This is a genomic window from Haliea sp. (assembly GCF_040221975.1).
Classification (GTDB): domain Bacteria; phylum Pseudomonadota; class Gammaproteobacteria; order Pseudomonadales; family Halieaceae; genus Haliea.
On the sequence record NZ_JAVJWR010000007.1, the window covers coordinates 19,676 to 36,203 of the forward strand.

Annotated in this window: 16 protein-coding genes; 4 read left to right on the forward strand and 12 right to left on the reverse strand. The window is 65.2% G+C overall.

Annotated elements, in window-relative coordinates:
• Window positions 1–8: 8 nt before the first annotated feature.
• The 4 genes from RLO07_RS01845 (at window position 9) to RLO07_RS01860 (ending at window position 3,704) form a co-directional block, all read left to right on the forward strand.
• Window positions 9–605 carry a LemA family protein gene (locus RLO07_RS01845; RefSeq protein WP_462290430.1) on the forward strand — a complete coding sequence of 199 codons (597 nt, stop codon included), beginning with the start codon at window positions 9–11 and terminating at the stop codon, window positions 603–605.
• A 35-nt stretch (window positions 606–640) separates the two neighbouring features.
• Entirely contained in the window at window positions 641–2,617 is a 1,977-nt protein-coding gene (locus tag RLO07_RS01850) for a M48 family metallopeptidase (protein WP_462290431.1), read from the forward strand.
• Window positions 2,618–2,857: 240 nt separating this feature from the next.
• Window positions 2,858–3,253, forward strand: a complete 396-nt coding sequence (locus tag RLO07_RS01855) for a helix-turn-helix domain-containing protein (protein WP_462290432.1) — start codon at window positions 2,858–2,860, stop codon at window positions 3,251–3,253.
• Window positions 3,254–3,320: 67 nt separating this feature from the next.
• Window positions 3,321–3,704, forward strand: a complete 384-nt coding sequence (locus RLO07_RS01860) for an MAPEG family protein (RefSeq protein ID WP_462290433.1) — start codon at window positions 3,321–3,323, stop codon at window positions 3,702–3,704.
• Between the two features lie 18 nt (window positions 3,705–3,722).
• On the opposite strand, the gene RLO07_RS01865 is transcribed toward RLO07_RS01860, so the two are convergent.
• The 12 genes from RLO07_RS01865 to RLO07_RS01920 all read right to left on the reverse strand — a co-directional run bounded on the left by RLO07_RS01865 (window position 3,723) and on the right by RLO07_RS01920 (window position 16,511).
• Window positions 3,723–5,018, reverse strand: coding sequence for an adenylosuccinate synthase (locus RLO07_RS01865; RefSeq protein WP_462290434.1), 1,296 nt, complete (start codon window positions 5,016–5,018; stop codon window positions 3,723–3,725).
• Between the two features lie 23 nt (window positions 5,019–5,041).
• Window positions 5,042–6,211: an ATP phosphoribosyltransferase regulatory subunit gene (locus tag RLO07_RS01870; RefSeq protein ID WP_462290435.1), complete on the reverse strand. Its 1,170-nt coding sequence runs from the start codon at window positions 6,209–6,211 to the stop codon at window positions 5,042–5,044.
• A gap of 8 nt (window positions 6,212–6,219) precedes the next feature.
• On the reverse strand, window positions 6,220–6,435 hold the full coding sequence (locus RLO07_RS01875) for a DUF2065 domain-containing protein (RefSeq protein WP_462290436.1): 216 nt from the start codon (window positions 6,433–6,435) through the stop codon (window positions 6,220–6,222).
• Window positions 6,436–6,534: 99 nt separating this feature from the next.
• Window positions 6,535–7,410, reverse strand: coding sequence for a protease modulator HflC (hflC, locus tag RLO07_RS01880; protein ID WP_462290437.1), 876 nt, complete (start codon window positions 7,408–7,410; stop codon window positions 6,535–6,537).
• 1 nt (window position 7,411) lies between these two features.
• Window positions 7,412–8,575: an FtsH protease activity modulator HflK gene (gene hflK, locus RLO07_RS01885; protein WP_462290438.1), complete on the reverse strand. Its 1,164-nt coding sequence runs from the start codon at window positions 8,573–8,575 to the stop codon at window positions 7,412–7,414.
• A gap of 59 nt (window positions 8,576–8,634) precedes the next feature.
• Window positions 8,635–9,912, reverse strand: coding sequence for a ribosome rescue GTPase HflX (gene hflX / locus RLO07_RS01890; protein ID WP_462290517.1), 1,278 nt, complete (start codon window positions 9,910–9,912; stop codon window positions 8,635–8,637).
• Window positions 9,913–9,968: 56 nt separating this feature from the next.
• Entirely contained in the window at window positions 9,969–10,220 is a 252-nt protein-coding gene (gene hfq, locus RLO07_RS01895) for an RNA chaperone Hfq (protein ID WP_462290439.1), read from the reverse strand.
• A gap of 152 nt (window positions 10,221–10,372) precedes the next feature.
• Window positions 10,373–11,317, reverse strand: coding sequence for a tRNA (adenosine(37)-N6)-dimethylallyltransferase MiaA (gene miaA / locus RLO07_RS01900; protein ID WP_462290518.1), 945 nt, complete (start codon window positions 11,315–11,317; stop codon window positions 10,373–10,375).
• Between the two features lie 38 nt (window positions 11,318–11,355).
• The gene (gene mutL, locus RLO07_RS01905; protein WP_462290440.1) at window positions 11,356–13,161 is read right to left on the reverse strand and encodes a DNA mismatch repair endonuclease MutL; all 1,806 of its coding nucleotides are present in this window, start codon (window positions 13,159–13,161) and stop codon (window positions 11,356–11,358) included.
• 21 nt (window positions 13,162–13,182) lie between these two features.
• Window positions 13,183–14,499, reverse strand: a complete 1,317-nt coding sequence (locus tag RLO07_RS01910; protein ID WP_462290441.1) for an N-acetylmuramoyl-L-alanine amidase — start codon at window positions 14,497–14,499, stop codon at window positions 13,183–13,185.
• A 30-nt stretch (window positions 14,500–14,529) separates the two neighbouring features.
• Entirely contained in the window at window positions 14,530–15,003 is a 474-nt protein-coding gene (gene tsaE, locus RLO07_RS01915; protein WP_462290442.1) for a tRNA (adenosine(37)-N6)-threonylcarbamoyltransferase complex ATPase subunit type 1 TsaE, read from the reverse strand.
• Complete coding sequence (locus tag RLO07_RS01920; protein ID WP_462290443.1) at window positions 15,000–16,511, reverse strand: NAD(P)H-hydrate dehydratase; 1,512 nt, start codon at window positions 16,509–16,511, stop codon at window positions 15,000–15,002. The genes tsaE and RLO07_RS01920 overlap by 4 nt, the downstream gene beginning before the upstream one ends.
• Between the last annotated feature and the right edge of the window lie 17 nt (window positions 16,512–16,528).

The window sequence follows — 16,528 nt, forward strand, 5'->3', positions numbered from 1 at the left end:
GCGCAGGCATGGAAATCTCCACCATCATATTCTGGCTGGTATTGCTGGCGCTGGTGATTTACATCATCGGCATCTACAACCGGCTGGTCACGCTGAAGAACCGTTTCCAGAACGCGTTTGCCCAGATCGAGGTGCAACTCAAGCGCCGCTACGACCTGATTCCCAACCTGGTGGAAACCGCCAGGGGCTACATGAGCCACGAGCGGGAGACGCTGGATGCAGTGACCACAGCGCGCAACGAGGCCGCGGCCATCCTCAAGTCACTGGGCGCCGGCAACGTCGGTGGGGCGGACATGGCCAGGCTGGCGGGGGCGGAAAACGCCCTGCAGGGTGCGCTGGGCAAACTCAGCGTCACCATGGAAGCCTACCCCGACCTGAAAGCCAGCGACAACATGCAGCAGTTGTCCGAAGAGCTGACCAATACCGAGAACCGGGTGGCCTTCGCGCGCCAGGGCTACAATGACGCCGTGATGGCGTTCAACACCTATCGCCAGAGTATGCCGCCGGTGCTGCTGGCGGCCACGTTCGGCCATCCCGATGACGCCCAGCTGCTGGAGTTCGACGACTCGGTGCAGATCCAGGCGGCACCGAAAGTCAGCTTCTGAGCAGCCAGCTCGCAGCACCCGCCTGAGGGCTCGCAGTGGATTTCTTTGCCCAACAGGATCTCGCGCGACGCAATACACGCCTGCTGACCATTCTGTTCCTGGCCGCCGTGGCAGGCCTGATCCTGCTGACCAACGCCATGGTCGCCGCTTTCCTCTGGTGGGGCGACAGCTATAACCTGTATGCCGGCCAGCGCGGGGGCTGGCGCGAGTTTCTCTCCTACTTCAGCTGGCAGCGCTTTGGCGGTATCGGCCTCGGCATCGGCGCCACCGTGGCCTTGGTCTCGCTGGTCAAGTGGCTGCAACTCGCCTCCGGCGGCAAGGTGGTGGCAGAGGCCATGGGCGGCACCCGGGTACTGCCGCAGACCCGGGACCGGGCGGAACGCCGCTGCCTCAATATCGTCGATGAAATGGCCCTGGCCGCGGGCATGCCAGTACCGCCGGTCTATGTCATGAACGGCGAGCGCGGCATCAACGCCTTTGCCGCCGGTGTCAGCCCCGCCGACGCGGTCATTGGCGTCACCCGCGGCACCATTGAACACCTCAAGCGGCACGAACTGCAGGGCGTTATCGCCCACGAATTCAGTCACATCATCAATGGCGACATGCGCCTCAATATCCGCCTGGCAGCCCTGCTCAAGGGGATTACCTTCATCGGCGATGTCGGCTACCTGCTGTTGCGCTCCAGCCGCCATCATCGCACCGGCAATGATCGCGACCGCAAATCCGGTGGCCCGGCCCTGCCCCTGCTGGGGCTGGGGCTGTGGATAAGCGGCTGGCTGGGGGGGTTGGCTGCAGGTTTCATCAAGGCCGCCATCAGCCGCCAGAAGGAATACCTGGCGGATGCCTGTGCGGTGCAGTACACCCGCGACAACAGCGGTATTGCCGATGCCCTCAAGGTCATTGGTGGCTATGTCCCGGGCTCGCTGGTGCACGCCGCCCGGGCCGACGAGATGTCACACATTTTCTTCGGCCAGATCCGGCACCAGTTGTGGCAGCTGTTCGCCACCCATCCGCCGCTGTCGCAGCGGATCAGGCGCCTCGATCCGCAGTGGAACGGCCAGTACATTGAGCGGAAGGTAGAACATTACCGGGAACATGCCAGCAGGCCGGGGGCCGGCGAGGCAGGCGTCGGGCGTGCGGCCCTGGTGACCGCGGCCCTGGCTGCCACAGAGATGGCGCGGGAAGCCGCAGAGGATAACCCGGAAGCCGATGCCGATTTCGGTCCCGAGCCGGATCAGCTGGAGCAGGCAACCGCTGCCCGCCATGATCTGCCACTGGCCTTTGTCCGCCACAGTCATGAACCGCTGGGGGCCACCGCGCTGGTCATGGCCCTGCTGCTCAGCCCCGATACCGCGGTGCGCAAGGCTCAGTATGCACTGCTCCGGGGCACCGGCATCCAGGGCCTGGAGGATCTGGCCCACACGTTCCACGAGGGGGTGGCACAACTGGACCCGGGCCTGCGCCTGCCGCTGCTGGAACTGTGCCTGCCGGCACTGAAGAGTCAATCCGCACCCCAGTACCAGCAGTTCAAACGCACTCTGCTGGGCCTGATCCGGGCCGACCGCCGCACCGACCTGCGGGAATGGTGCCTGTACCAGCTGCTGCGCCACTATCTCGATCCCGAATTCGTGCAGGTCAAACCGGCCACCGCGCGCCACCGGAGCCTGGACAAGGTGCGTTATTCGCTGCGCGTGGTGCTGTCGATGCTGGCCTACCATGGCAGTGGCGAAACGGAAACAACGTTCCGGCTGGCGGCGGACAAGCTCGGCTACCCCGCGCTGCAGTTGCTGCCAGCGGAAGACTGCAGCCTCCAGGCATTTGCCCGGGCAGTGCATCAGCTCGCCGATTGTTACCCCCTGCTCAAGCCGCCGGTGCTGAAAGCCATGAGCAGGGCGGCCAGTGCCGATGGCACTCTGAGCGCTGTGGAACGGGAGTTGCTGGCCAGTATCGCCGCAGTCATGGACTGCCCTCTGCCCGATGCCCTTGGTAACCAGGCCACAACCCGCCAGTAACCTGCCTCCCAAGTAGCACTGCCTTCCGCGCGGCTGTGCGGCCCCTGCCGGTGCCGGCACCGCCTTTTCACCAATTGTGTCCAACCACGGGGGCCCCGCGGCAGAGCCGCTGATTCTCTGCTATCTTTTTGGTCCGGCGCCATCAAACTGCCTGCCTGCTGCTCCACGGACGGAGCCAGCAGTGCCGGCTGGGCGCCGCCAACAGTGACTTGCAATGACCTGAACAAGGAGGTTCTGGTAATGGAACACACTCAGACTGCACTCAATCCGGTCCGCTGGCGCGATGCCCGCCCCACCACCAGCGTCAGCCACCACTCCGAATCCCGCACCACCGACCGGGTGCTTCACATCCTGCTGCGTGGGGACCTGTCGCGACTGCGGGTGGATGCGGTGGCCGCGCAACTTGGCATGAGCGCCACCACCCTGCGGCGACGCCTGCGGAGCGACCACACCCACTATCAGTTCCTGCTCGACCGCGCCCGGCAGTACCGCTGCGAGCAGGCCCTGCGCAGCAACTGGCGACCGGGGAAATGCCTGGCCCATGAGCTGGGCTATCTGGAGGTCAACAGCTTCTACCGGGCCTTCCGCCGCTGGACCGGCATCGGTTTCAGCGTCTGGAAGCAGCGCCACTGCTGACAGCGCTGGACAAGCCGGCAGCGTGGGCGGTATAAGAAGAGCCCACACACAGTCCGGAACAACCCGCATGGCTCTGGTAGCGTTGATCACCCTGTTGATTCTGTTGCAGTACCTGGCTTTTACCATGCTCTGCGGGGTCGAGCGCGGCCGCTCCGGCCTGGCCGCGCCGGCCATGACCGGCGATCCCGGCTTCGAGCGCGCCTACCGGGTGCAGATGAACACCCTGGAGCAGCTGCTGGTGACCTTGCCGGCCCTGTGGTTGAGCGGCCTGTACTTCATCCCCGAGGTGGCCGCGAGCCTCGGGCTCGCGTTCATCATCGGTCGCATCCTGTACCGCAACAGCTACGTCAGGAACCCTGCGAAACGGGGACCGGGCATGATCATTGGCTTCCTCGCCAATATCGGGTTACTGGCTACTGCCCTGTGGGGCCTGGTGCCTCACCTCTGGTAGGCAGCAGCCGCAACGCGCTCAGGCGTCGAAGGGGTGGCGCAGGACGATGGTCTCTACCCGGTCCGGGCCCGTGGAGATGATGTCGATCGGCGCGCCCACCACGTCCTCGATCTTGTGGATGTAATCCCGGGCCGCTTGCGGCAGCTCGTCGAGCGTGCGCGCGCCGACGGTGGACTCCTTCCAGCCCGGAACCTCTTCATACACCGGCACCAGGCCGTCGTAGTCGTCCGAGTCCACCGGGTTCGGCACCGGGTTGCCGCTGCTGTCGGCATAGCCGATACAGATCTGGATCGTCTCCAGCCCATCCAGCACATCCAGCTTGGTCAGGCACAGCCCGGATACCGAGTTGATGTTCACGGCATTGCGCAGGGCCACGGCGTCAAACCAGCCGCAGCGGCGGGGGCGACCGGTGGTGGCACCGAACTCGTGACCGCGGGATGCCAGGTGGGCACCCGTGGCGTCGAACAGTTCGGTGGGAAACGGGCCCGAACCCACCCGCGTGGTATAGGCCTTGGTGATGCCCAGCACGTAGTCCAGGAACAGCGGCCCGAAACCGGAGCCGGTGGCAGTGCCGCCCGCGGTGGTGTTGGAGCTGGTGACAAAGGGGTAGGTACCGTGGTCGATATCCAGCAGGGAGCCCTGGGCACCCTCGAACATGATGTTGGCATCGGTCTTCCGGCACTCGTGCAGAATGGCGGTGACGTCGGCCACCATGGGCAGCAGCTGGGTCGCCATGGCCAGGGTTTCTCGCAGTACCGTGTCGTAGTCCAGTGGCTCGACCTTGTAGTAATGCTCCAGCTGGAAATTGTGGTAGTCCATGACTTCCCGCAGCTTGTTGGCAAAACGCTCCGGATCCTTGAGATCGCCGAGGCGAACGCCACGGCGGGCGGCCTTGTCCTCATAGGCGGGGCCAATGCCGCGCCCGGTGGTGCCAATTTTCTCCACCCCGCGGCGGACCTCCCGGGCTACATCCAGCGCCACGTGGTAGGGCAGGATCAGGGGGCAGGAGGGGGAAATCCGCAGGCGCTCGCGCACCGGCACCGCCCTGGCTTCGAGCTCACCAATCTCCTTCAGCAGGGCATCTGGCGCCAGCACCACACCGTTGCCGATCAGGCACTGGACATTGGCCCGCAGGATACCCGAGGGAATCAGGTGCAACACCGTCTTCTGGCCGTCGATAACCAGGGTGTGGCCGGCATTGTGGCCGCCCTGGAAGCGAACCACGGCGTTGGCCTGGTCGGTCAGCAAATCAACGATCTTGCCTTTGCCCTCATCGCCCCACTGGGTACCGAGAACCACTACATTCTTGCTCATGAACATCCAACTCGTGTGATTGATCAGGAAGCGAGCGACTGCACCAGCCACTCGCCAGCAACTTCCACCAACTCCCGGTCGCAGCGCGGATCCGGTTCAGCCCCCAGGCAGTTGATGACGACCTCGCCAGCGGCACGCAGAGCCGCAACGCGAGCCAGCAGCCCGGGGGCATCGGCCGCCGGTGCGCTGATGGCGCCGCGCTCGGCGGCCGCAGCCGGGAACAGGGCCATCAGGGACTTGAGATCGGTGGCGAAGCCGGTGGCGGGCCGGGCCCGACCGAAAACCTTGCCGACATCGTTGTAACGGCCGCCGTTCGCCAGCGCCTGGCCGTGACCGGGCACATAAGCGGCAAATACCATGCCGGTATGATAGTGATAGCCGCGCAGCTCGGCGAGATCAAAGTAGATCGCCAGGTCCGGGTGGCGGCGCGCAACCGCCACGGCCACTGCCTCCAGAGCTGCTACCGCGGCCAGGGCGTCGGGTGCGGAGCTGGCCAGCTGCTCCCGGGCCCGCCCCAGCACGGAAGTGTCGCCGTGCAGGTCGAGCAAGCCCGTAATCAGCGTTGCCACCGGCTCGGCCAATCCCGCGAGAGCCTGTGCCAGGTCCGGCCGCGACTTGCGCTGCAGGGCATCGAAGACTTCCGCTTCCTGCTCGGCCGTCAGGCCGGCCACCGCCAGCACGGCCTCATAGACCCCTACGTGACCCAGGTCCAGGGTTATTTCGGCAAGTCCGGCATGCTCCAGCGTAGCCAGCATCAGTCCGATCACTTCCACGTCGGCGGCGAGACTGTCGTCGCCGTAGAGTTCGGCACCCAGCTGGATCGGCGAGCGGGAGGCGAGCAGGGATTGGGGACGGGTGTGCAGGGTGGAACCCGCATAGCAGAGGCGGGTGACACCTGGCTCGGCCAGGCTGTGGGCGTCAATACGGGCGACCTGGGGGGTGATGTCGGCGCGGATCCCGAGGGTGCGGCCACTGATCTGGTCGGTCATCTTGAAGGTGAGCAGGTCCAGGTCTTCGCCCAGGCCGATCAGAAGGGATTCGGTGAACTCCATCAGGGGCGGGATCACCAGCTGATAGCCCCAGCTCTGATAGAGATCCAGCAGCTCACGCCGCAGACGCTCCACCACCAGCGCCTGCTCGGGCAGCACCTCCTCGACCCCGTCGGGTAATTGCCAGCGATCCACTGTTGTCATAACCAGCCTTAATGCACCCAATACAAAAGCGCCAACCCGAACAGCATGCTGCCCAGGCCAACGTTGCGGATAACCCGGTCCGGCTGCTGGGCCACCCCGAGCACCATTTGCCGCCAGGCCCTGGGGCTCAGGAACGGCACAATGCCCTCGATAATCAGCACCAGCGCCAGGGCTACCGGCAGAACCTGCCAGAACTCCACATCAACCCCCTGCTGCGCGGTCATAAAAAAACCGCGGTTCCGGCGTTTGTGGGTAAAACGCCGGATCCCACGGTTATCGAATTCTACCACAGGCGCTGCTGAAGGCACCTGCGTTTTTCCGACCTATTTGCCGCCCGACGAGTCCTTCAGGTAACGGAAGAATTCGCTGTCAGGCTGGATCAGCAGCAGGTCACCGCTACCCTGGAAGGCGTCCTGATAGGCACGCAGGCTGCGGGTAAAGGAATAGAACTCGCGGTCGGCGTTGAAGGCGCTGGCATAAATCGCGGTCGCACTGGCGTCCCCTTCCCCGCGGATGAGTTCCGCATCGCGGTAGGCGTTGGCCTCGAGTACCGTCACTTCACGGTCGGCGGCTGCCCGAATGCCCTCGGCCAGCTCCTGACCCTGGGCACGATGCTCGCGGGCTTCCTTTTCCCGCTCGGCGTTCATGCGCCGGTAAACGGACTCGGACACATCCGGCGGCAGGTCGATCTGCTTGACCCGCACATCCAGCACCTCGACCCCGTACTCCTCGCGCGCCACCACAGTGAGCTCCGAGGTCAGCGCCTCCATCAGCTCATCGCGCTGGCCGGACACCACTTCCTGAATGGTCCGGATCGCCACCTGGTTGCGCAGGCCGTCGTTGATCCGCTGCCCCAGCAGGGCACTGGCGCGAGCCTCTTCACCATTGGTGGCGGTGTAGAACTTCGCCGTATCCGCCACCCGGAACTTGGCGTAGGAATCCACGATCAGGGCCTTTTTCTCCTGGGTGAAGAAACGCTCGGCGGTGGCGTCCACGGTCAGCAGGCGCGCCTCGAACTTGCGCACACTATTGACGAAGGGAACCTTCACATGCAGCCCGGGCCGGATGTCGGGATCGACCACCTCGCCGAACTGCAGCATTACCGCGCGCTCTGTTTCCTTGACCACAAAGACCGTGTTGCTGAGCACAAACAGCGCCAGCACCGCGACCAACATCCAGGTCATACCTTTACCGCCCATCTTAGCGACCTCCTCTGCGGTTGTTGGCCGACGCGGCATCCTGCCGCAGCTGCTCTGTCACGGCGTTGGTCAGCTCGCGAATGGTGTTGGGGTCCAGCCTGCCGCCACTGCGGGGCACCGCCGGCCCGGAGGCCTCCGTCATCTTGTCCAGCGGCAGGTACATCACGTTGTTGCCGCCCTCGACATCGACCATGACCTTGCTGGTGTTGCGGAATACCCGCTGCACCGCATCCAGGTACAGACGCTCGCGTGTGACTTCCGGCGCCTTGGCGTATTCCGCCAGCAGCGCCTTGAAGCGTTCCGCCTCGCCTTCGGCTTCCGCCACCACCTGCTCGCGGTAGGCGCTGGCTTCCTCGATCACACGCTGGGCGCGACCGCGGGCCTCCGGAACGATGCCGTTGGCGTAGGCCTGGGCTTCGTTTTTCAGCCGCTCCTCATCCTCACGGGCCTTGATCACGTCGTCAAACGCCGCCTGGACCTGGCTCGGGGGCTTGGATTCGTCGATGTTGACCTTCACTACGCGGATGCCGGTCTCGTACATGTCGACATAGCGCTGCAGGCGAGTCTGTACGTCGACACCGATCTGGGCGCGGCCTTCAGTCAGCACCGAATCCATGCTGGTGTCGCCCACCACGTGCCGCAGGGCACTCTGGGCAGCGTGTTGCAGGGAATTTTCCGGATCGCGCACCTTGAGTACGAAACTGGTGGGGTCGAGAATCACATACTGCACCGACATCCGCACCTCGACGATATTCTCGTCCCGGGTCAGCATGATTTCGCGGAAAGTCGCCGCGCGGACCTTGGTCGTATTGACCTTGATCACCTCGTCGATCAGCGGCGGGTTCCACTGCAGGCCCGGCTGCACCGTGTCGTAGTACTTGCCAAAGCGAAGCACCACCGCCCGCTCCTGCTCATCGACCTGGTAGAGACCCATCAGGCCCCACACCACCACTGCGACCAGGGCAGCAACCACGAACAGGCTGGCCGGGATACCCTTGCCACCGCCGGATTTGCCGCCGCCGCTGGCACCGCGACCACCAAAAATGCCGCCCAGTTTTTCCTGCAGCTTTTTCAGCGCCTCGTCGAGGTCTGGTGGTCCCTGCTCGCCGCCACCCCAAGGGTCCTTGGGCTTGTTGCCGCCACCACCCGGTTCATTCCAGGCCATACCAAACTCCTGTTAGCAAAGTCGACGCAGTCTATCAAAAAATCACTGGCGCAGGGGTTTTACTCCCAGGGCGCCGGCTCTGGTGCCAATTTCATCAGGCGGTTCCAGTCCGCCCGCGGCAAACGCACGTTCAGATGGGCAACACCGTCATCGCCATAACGCTCGGCGGCAACTGCGCCGAGGCGGTACAGGGCCGCTCGCAGGCTGCCCTGCTCCGGTTCCAGCTGCAGCTCCTCCTCGACCATGTCATCGCCGACCAGTTCGGCAATGGCCTTGAGCAGCAACTCGCAGCCGGCGCCAGTGGACGCACTCAGCCACACGCGCTCGGGTCTTCCACCCTCATCGTAATCAATCCGGGGGGCCTGCTCCAACAAGTCCAGTTTGTTGTAGACCTGCAGCAGCGGGATGTCGGCTGCACCAATCTCCTCCAGCACGGCCTCGACCTGGTGGATATTGTCCTCCCGAGCCTCGGCGGCAACGTCGATTACGTGCAACAGCAGATCGGCACTGACAGTTTCCTCCAGGGTGGCCTTGAAGGCCTCCACCAGCTTGTGCGGCAGATGGGCGATAAAACCCACGGTATCCGCGAGGATGACCGGGCCCGCCTCCTCCAGGTCCAGCCGTCGCAGGGTCGGATCCAGGGTGGCAAAAAGCTGGTCGGCGGCAAAGACCGAGGAACCGGTCAGGCGGTTGAACAGCGTCGACTTGCCGGCATTGGTGTACCCCACCAGCGCAATCGTGGGCACCTCGGCCCGGCGTCGGGAACGCCGCCCCTGGTCGCGCTGGCGCTGCACTTTCTGCAAGCGGCCCTGAATCGACTTGATTCGCGCCCGCAGCAAGCGACGGTCGGTCTCAAGCTGGGTTTCCCCCGGGCCGCGCAGGCCGATGCCTCCCTTCTGCCGCTCCAGGTGGGTCCAGCCCCGCACCAGCCGGGTACTCATGTGCTGCAACTGCGCCAGCTCCACCTGCAACTTGCCTTCATGGGTGCGCGCGCGCTGGGCGAATATGTCCAGAATCAGGCCGGTTCGATCCAGCACCCGACACTTGAGCTCACGCTCCAGATTGCGCTCCTGGCTGGGGCTGAGAGCATGGTTGAACATGACAATCTCGGCTTCGTGCAGCTGCACCTCATCGGCGATCTCCTGCAGCTTGCCGGAGCCGACAAAAGTACGCGAATCCGGCACGCTGCGACTGCCCATGACAAAGGCCACGGGATCGCCGCCCGCGGACAGGACCAGTTCCTCGAACTCGCGGGGATCTTCCCGCTCGTCTTCGCTGGCTATCGTGAGGTGGACCAGAACTGCGCGCTCGCCGGACGCCGGACGCTCAAAAAACAAGCGCACCTCGAGTGCAGCGGGCAGTAGCTGCGACGCCGGAGCGCCACAGGCCGCCGCTAGCTATCGGCTTCATCATCTTCCGGCGGATTCTGCATGGGCATGCGCACCACGCGGGAAGGCACAACGGTAGAGATGGCATGCTTGTAGACCATCTGGCTGACGGTGTTCTTGAGCAGGACGACAAACTGGTCGAAAGACTCGATCTGGCCCTGCAACTTGATACCGTTCACCAGATAAATGGAAACGGGGACGCGTTCCTTACGCAAAATGTTCAGGTAAGGGTCTTGTAGCGTGTGCCCTTTTGACATAATTCTCTCCTTGGTCGGCTCAACAGGAGCCCAAAATGATTGATTGTTTACGGTCCCCGCTCATCCCCGCTACCGGGTTGAACCTGGCGCACGAAGCACACCGCAGATCGTGTTTCACCGCCCCTGCTACAGTATAGAACAGGTTTGCAGCTTTACATGGGGTCTACACCCAGGTACTTCAAGGCTGCCCGCAGCGGAATATCTTCCGTTTCCCGGCCCCCAGCTTCTGACTCTCCAGCAGCGCAAACGTTCCCCGTCGCATCAGTCAGCAGCCAGTGCAGCCCCGGCCACTTGCGCAACCAGGTCAACTGCCGCTTGGCCAGCTGTCGGGTGGCCGCCAGGCCCTGCTGTACTGCCTCCTCCAGGCTGCACTCACCGTCGAGATGGCGCCACAGCTGCCGGTAGCCAACGGCGCGTATCGCCGGCAGGCCGGGGTGCAGGTCCGGGCGCCGGTGCAGCGCCGCCACTTCCTGCAGGAACCCCTGCGCCAGCATCGACCGGAACCTGAGATCGATACGGCGATGCAACTCTGCCCGCTGCTGCGGACACAAGGCCAGCTGCACCACCCGGTAGCGAACCGCCGGACTTACTACAGGCCGCTGGTGCCACTCGCTCAGGGGAATGCCACTGCCTGCGAACACTTCCAAAGCTCTGCTTATACGCTGTGAGTGGTGCGGATGGATTGCCGCCGCGGCAATCGGATCGATCTCCGCCAGCCTGGCATGCAGTGCCGGCCAGCCCTCGCGCCCGGCCGTTGCCGCCAGCTCCGCGCGAATGGCGGGGTCGCTGGCGGGCATTGCCGCGAGTCCCTCGAGAAATGCCCGGAAGTAGAGCATGGTGCCGCCGACCAGAATCGGGGTGCGACCGCGGCCGACAATGTCCGCTACCACCCTGCTCGCATCCGCGACAAAATCGGCCGCCGAGTAGCTCTCGGCCGGATCGCGAATATCGATCAGATGATGGGGGTAGTCGGGCTTGGCGCTGCCAATATCCAGGCCGCGGTACACCAGGGCGGAATCGACGCTGACCAGTTCACCGTCCAGCGCCTCGGCCAGGCCCGTGGCCAGGTCGGTCTTGCCCGCCGCCGTGGGTCCCATGACACACAGCAGCAGCGGCTTGTCCGGCGTGTGGCCCACTAACGCCCCCGCAGGAACAGCTTGTCCAGTTCCTCCAGTGCCAGCCGGGTCCAGGTCGGGCGGCCATGATTGCACTGCCCGGCGCGCTCGGTCTCCTCCATGTCCCGCAGCAGGGCGTTCATTTCCGGGATGGTGAGCCTGCGGTTGGCGCGCACCGAGCCGTGGCAGGCCATGGTGGAGAGGATTTCATCCATGTGCGCCTCGATGCGATCGGAGCTGCCGTACTCGAGGAGGTCCGACAACACATCCCGCACCAGGGCTTCAACATCGGAGTCGCGCAGACTGACCGGAATCTGCCGCAGCAGCAGGGACTCCTCACCTGCCACGTCCACCGCCAGACCCAGGCGCTGGAACAGTTCCGCATGTTCCTGGGCCAGCAGCGCCTCGCGCTGGCTCACCGCAATAGCCTGCGGTACCAGCAGGGGCTGGGCGGGAATGGCATCCAGCGCCCGGGCCGCCTTCAGGCGCTCGTAGGTAATCCGTTCGTGGGCCGCGTGCATGTCGACCAGCACCAGCCCCTCGGCGTTTTCCGCCAGGATGTAAATGCCTTTGAGCTGCGCCAGGGCGTAGCCCAGCGGTGGCACGTCTTCCGGCGTCTCCTGCTCCTGCAGGCGCGGGGGATGCAGGCCGGAGTAGCTGCGCACCTGTTCCAGTGCCCGGCCCGGCGCTGGCGTCGCCGAGGGGCGGTAGGCCGGCGCGCCGTCACCCCAGCCGAGACCGGGCTGACGCGCGATCTCGCCGGTGTGGCTGTCCACCGCCAGGCCCTCCGGCGTGACCAGGGGAGCCGGAGCCGATGCCGGCCGCACCTCCGCCAGGGCCCGATGCAGGCCGCTGAAGATGCACTGGTGGACCGCGCGGCTGTCGCGGAAACGCACCTCGTGCTTGCCCGGGTGCACATTGACATCGACCTGCGCCGGATCCAGCTCCAGGTACAGCACGAACGCCGGGTGGCGGCCGTGGTAGAGCACATCGCGGTAGGCCTGCTTGACGGCGTGCGCCACCAGCTTGTCGCGGATCACCCGGCCATTGACGAAAAAGTACTGCAGGTCCGCCTGGCTGCGGGAAAAGGTGGGCAGTGCCAGCCAGCCGTGCAGGCGCATGTCACTGCGTTCCGTTTCTATATGCAGGGCCTGCTCCATGAAGGCCGGCCCGCAGACCGCCGCTACCCGCCGCTGCTGCTCGGCGGTGCTGGCGGCGCTGCCCAGGTTATGGATGAGCTTGCCGTTGTGACGCAGGCTGAACGCGACTTCAAAACGGGACAGGGCCAGCCGCTTGACCACCTCTTCCAGATGATTGAACTCGGTCTTTTCGGTGCGCAGGAACTTGCGCCGGGCCGGGGTGTTGAAGAACAGGTCGCGCACTTCCACGGTAGTCCCGCGGGGATGGGGGGCAGGCCGCAGTTGCACCTCCATCTCGCGCCCCTCGCAAAGGGCGCTGCAGCCCTCGCTGCTGTCATCGCGGTGATTGCTGGTGAGGGTCAGGCGCGACACCGAGCCAATGGAAGCCAGGGCCTCGCCGCGGAAACCCAGGCTGCCGACGGATTCGAGGTCCTCAAGCGAGGCGATCTTGCTGGTGGCGTGGCGGGCCAGGGCCAGCGGCAGGTCATCCGGTTCCATGCCGGCGCCGTTGTCGCGGATACGAATCAGACGGGTACCGCCGGACTCGACGTCGATTTCCACCCGGGTGGCACCGGCATCCAGGCTGTTCTCCAGCACTTCCTTGGCGACGGAGGCAGGGCGCTCGACCACCTCACCGGCTGCGATCTGGTTGGCGAGCCTCGGGTTGAGACGATGGATTCTGGACATGGGCCGGCGGCGCCAAAGCGCTCAGGTAGTGGGGATTTTCAGCGTCTGGCCCACCAGGATGCGGGAGTCACGGAGACCGTTGTGATCCCGCAACCGGTTTACGGGCACGTTGAAGCGCTGGGCGATATCCGACAGTGTATCACCCCGGGCGATGACATACTCCTGATCGCCCTGCTGCTTGCGCCAGGCCAGCAGCGTACCGGGTGGCGGCTGGGCAATAAACCAGTCGCGGATGCCGGCGTGAATGGCCTGCGCCACCTTGCGCTGGTATTCCCGGGTGCCCAGCTTCTGGGCCTCGCCCGGGTTTGATATGAAGCCGGTTTCCACCAGGATCGAGGGTATGTCCGGCGACTTCAGCACCGCAAACCCGGCCTGCTCCACGTTGCGCTTGTGCAGGCGCGCCACCGTGTCCATGCGCCGCAACACCTTGTCGCCCACTTTCAGGCTGTGGTCCAGGGTATTGGTCATGGAGAGATCGGTGAGAACGCTGGCCAGCACGTCGTCCTTGTCCGAGAGCCGGACCCCGCCCACCAGGTCTGCCTCGTTTTCGCGCCGGGCCAGATAACTGGCAGTGGTGCTGGTGGCGCCGCGGGTAGAGAGGGCATAGACCGAGGCACCGTTGGCCTCGCGGCGGGTGAAGGCATCAGCGTGGATCGATACAAAAAGGTCCGCCTGGCGCTTGCGGGCAATATCGCGACGTCCCTTGAGACTGATGTAGTAATCCCCGGTCCGTACCATGGTTGGACTGAAACCTTCATCCCGTTCCAGCAGCGCGTGCAGTTCCCGTGAGATCGCCATGACCACGTCTTTCTCGCGCAGGCGGTTGGGCCCTGTTGCGCCGGGATCCTCGCCACCGTGGCCGGCATCAATCGCGATAATGAGGTCCCGACGCCCGGACCGGGCTGCGGCGCTTTTGCTCACCTCCGCCACCGCCGGCTTCTTGCCCGGAGTGCGGTCGTAAAGATCCAGTACCAGCCGGTCTCCGGCCTGGGCGTTGGCCTTGAGAGCAAAACTGCGGGGATCGACACCTTCCTTGATATCGAACACCACGCGCAGGTCGCGCCCATCGCGGACGCCAGAGCGCACCAGGGAGATCGGGGTATTGGTCAGATCGAGGTCGGTGAGGCTGGCCTTGAGGGTTGCGATAGAGAGGTCGAGGACAATGCGGTCCGGATTCTCCAGGGTCAAGAGACGGTGCTCGGCGGGCCCGGTGAGGTCAAACACGACGCGGGTGTGGTCCGGAGCGCGCCAAAGGCGCACATCGTGCACCTCCACCGCCAGCGCGGGGGAAACCACCAACCACGCCAGGACCAGCCTGATCCAGAAAGCCCTGCTCATTTCACTCCAGCCGATTATCGGTCGCTTTGTTCAGGCACCGGGTTGCCAGCGCGCCAGAACCCTACTTCCCGGTACCGACCCGGCTCGCGCCCTGACACTGCGGCTGCTGCCGGCAGACACTATAGTAATCGCTAAGTCCGCAGGGGGTAAAGCACCGACGCCGCGCTCTGGCCATTCGACCAGGCACAGACTGTCAGCGGTGAAGTAGTCGCGAATGCCGATAAATTCGAGTTCGGCGGGATCGCCGAGGCGATAGAGGTCAAAGTGAAATACGTCCAGTTGCCCCAGCCGGTAAGGCTCCACCAGCGTGTAGGTAGGACTCTTCACTGCGCCGACATGCCCCAAACCCTGGATAAAGCCCCGACAAAAGGTCGTCTTGCCCATGCCGAGATCGCCCTGCAGATAGACCACCAGACCCGGCTCGCTGGCGTCGGCAAGCGCCGCACCCAGCGCAACCATGGCGTCCTCGTCGGGGACCTGCCAGCAGGCCTCGCCCGGGCTCATCCCAGCAGTCGCCGCAGCGGCACCATCAGGTCGCTGGCAAGCAGGCCGCGCTGCCCCTGCTCCGCGGCGGCATCGGCTGCGGCGCCGTGCAGGCACACGCCCAGGGCGGCGGCTGCGCTGCCCTCCAGGCCCTGGGCCAGCAAACCACCGACGATGCCGCTGAGGACATCGCCCATGCCGCCCGATGCCATGCCCGGGTTGCCGTAATCGGAAAGCAGGCGCTGGTCACCTGCGACGACCAGGCTGCCGTTGCCCTTGAGTATCATCGTGCCGCCCAGCTGCTCCTGCAACCGCACCGCTGCAGCAAACCGGTCCGCCTGTACCTCGGCGGTGCTCACGCCCAGCAGGCGGGCGGCCTCGCCTGGATGCGGGGTATAAAGCCAGTGTTCACGGCGCTTCCGCGCCAGCACGCGACCCTCGGCCAACAGGTTGAGCCCGTCCGCATCAAGAATACAGGGCAGATCGCTCGCTGCTGCCGCCTGCAGCAGTTGCTGCGACCAGCTGCTGCGGCCCAGCCCCGGCCCCAGCACCAGCACATCCGCAGCGGCCAGCAAAGGCTGCAAATCCTGGCCCGAGCGCACACCGGTCACCATGGCCTCGGGGGTGCGGGCAATAATGGCTGACAGGTGTTCCCGCTGCGTCGCGACTCGCACCAGGCCAGCACCGCTGCGCAGGGCAGCCTCCGCTGCCAGCGCCACGGCACCGGGCATGCCAACATCCCCGCCTACCACCAATACCGTGCCAAAACTGCCCTTGTGCGCCATCGCCGGCCGCCGCGGCCACTGCGCCAGCATCTGTTCAAGACACAGCCGGCGCCACTCTGGCGCCACCGCCCGGTAAGCCTCAAGGGGCACGGCCAGATCGGAAAATTCCAGTGCCCCGCAGCAGTCGGGACCATCCAGGGTGAACAGGCCGCGCTTGTAGCCAATAAAGGTCACAGTGAGTTCGGCAGCAACCGCGCACCCCAGTATCCGCCCGCTATCGCTGCACAGGCCGGAGGGAATATCCACCGCGACCACAGGCAGCCCGGCTCCGTTGCAGGCATCGATGGCGGCAGTAAACGGCGCCCTGACCTCGCCCCCCAGACCGGTACCCAGCATGGCGTCGACCAGAACGCCGGATTGCTGCAGGGCATCGGGACTGAATGGCAGCACCGCGACGCCGTTGGCCAGTGCCTGTTCCCGGGCTCGCAGCGCATCGCCGCCAATCTTCGCCGGGTCACCCACCTGCAACACCTGCGCGGAAATGCCGCGGCGGTGGGCCTGGTCGGCGACCAGGTAGCCGTCGCCACCGTTGTTGCCGGTGCCGCAGAGGACCTGCAGCAGCCCTGGCTCGGGCCAGCGCCCCAGCAGCTGCTCCAGGGTGGCGGCGGCAGCTCGGGACATCAGCAGAGCACCGCTGACGCCGCCCTGGTCAATGGCCCAATGGTCCAGCGCCCGGGTCTCCGCCGCGCTGTACAGGGCCTCATGGTCCGCCCAGGTAAATCCCAGCCTGCCTGTCGTCGCCAAATCAAACTCCACGCTGC

Coding starts and splice junctions, on each gene's coding strand:
- RLO07_RS01845 (WP_462290430.1), top strand. CDS start 9: ATGGAAATCTCCACCATCATATTCTGGCTGGTATTGCTGGCGCTGGTG.
- RLO07_RS01855 (WP_462290432.1), top strand. CDS start 2,858: ATGGAACACACTCAGACTGCACTCAATCCGGTCCGCTGGCGCGATGCC.
- RLO07_RS01860 (WP_462290433.1), top strand. CDS start 3,321: ATGGCTCTGGTAGCGTTGATCACCCTGTTGATTCTGTTGCAGTACCTG.
- RLO07_RS01865 (WP_462290434.1), bottom strand. CDS start 5,018: ATGAGCAAGAATGTAGTGGTTCTCGGTACCCAGTGGGGCGATGAGGGC.
- RLO07_RS01870 (WP_462290435.1), bottom strand. CDS start 6,211: ATGACAACAGTGGATCGCTGGCAATTACCCGACGGGGTCGAGGAGGTG.
- RLO07_RS01875 (WP_462290436.1), bottom strand. CDS start 6,435: ATGACCGCGCAGCAGGGGGTTGATGTGGAGTTCTGGCAGGTTCTGCCG.
- hflC (WP_462290437.1), bottom strand. CDS start 7,410: ATGGGCGGTAAAGGTATGACCTGGATGTTGGTCGCGGTGCTGGCGCTG.
- hflK (WP_462290438.1), bottom strand. CDS start 8,575: ATGGCCTGGAATGAACCGGGTGGTGGCGGCAACAAGCCCAAGGACCCT.
- hfq (WP_462290439.1), bottom strand. CDS start 10,220: ATGTCAAAAGGGCACACGCTACAAGACCCTTACCTGAACATTTTGCGT.
- miaA (WP_462290518.1), bottom strand. CDS start 11,317: ATGGGACCCACGGCGGCGGGCAAGACCGACCTGGCCACGGGCCTGGCC.
- mutL (WP_462290440.1), bottom strand. CDS start 13,161: ATGTCCAGAATCCATCGTCTCAACCCGAGGCTCGCCAACCAGATCGCA.
- RLO07_RS01910 (WP_462290441.1), bottom strand. CDS start 14,499: ATGAGCAGGGCTTTCTGGATCAGGCTGGTCCTGGCGTGGTTGGTGGTT.
- tsaE (WP_462290442.1), bottom strand. CDS start 15,003: ATGAGCCCGGGCGAGGCCTGCTGGCAGGTCCCCGACGAGGACGCCATG.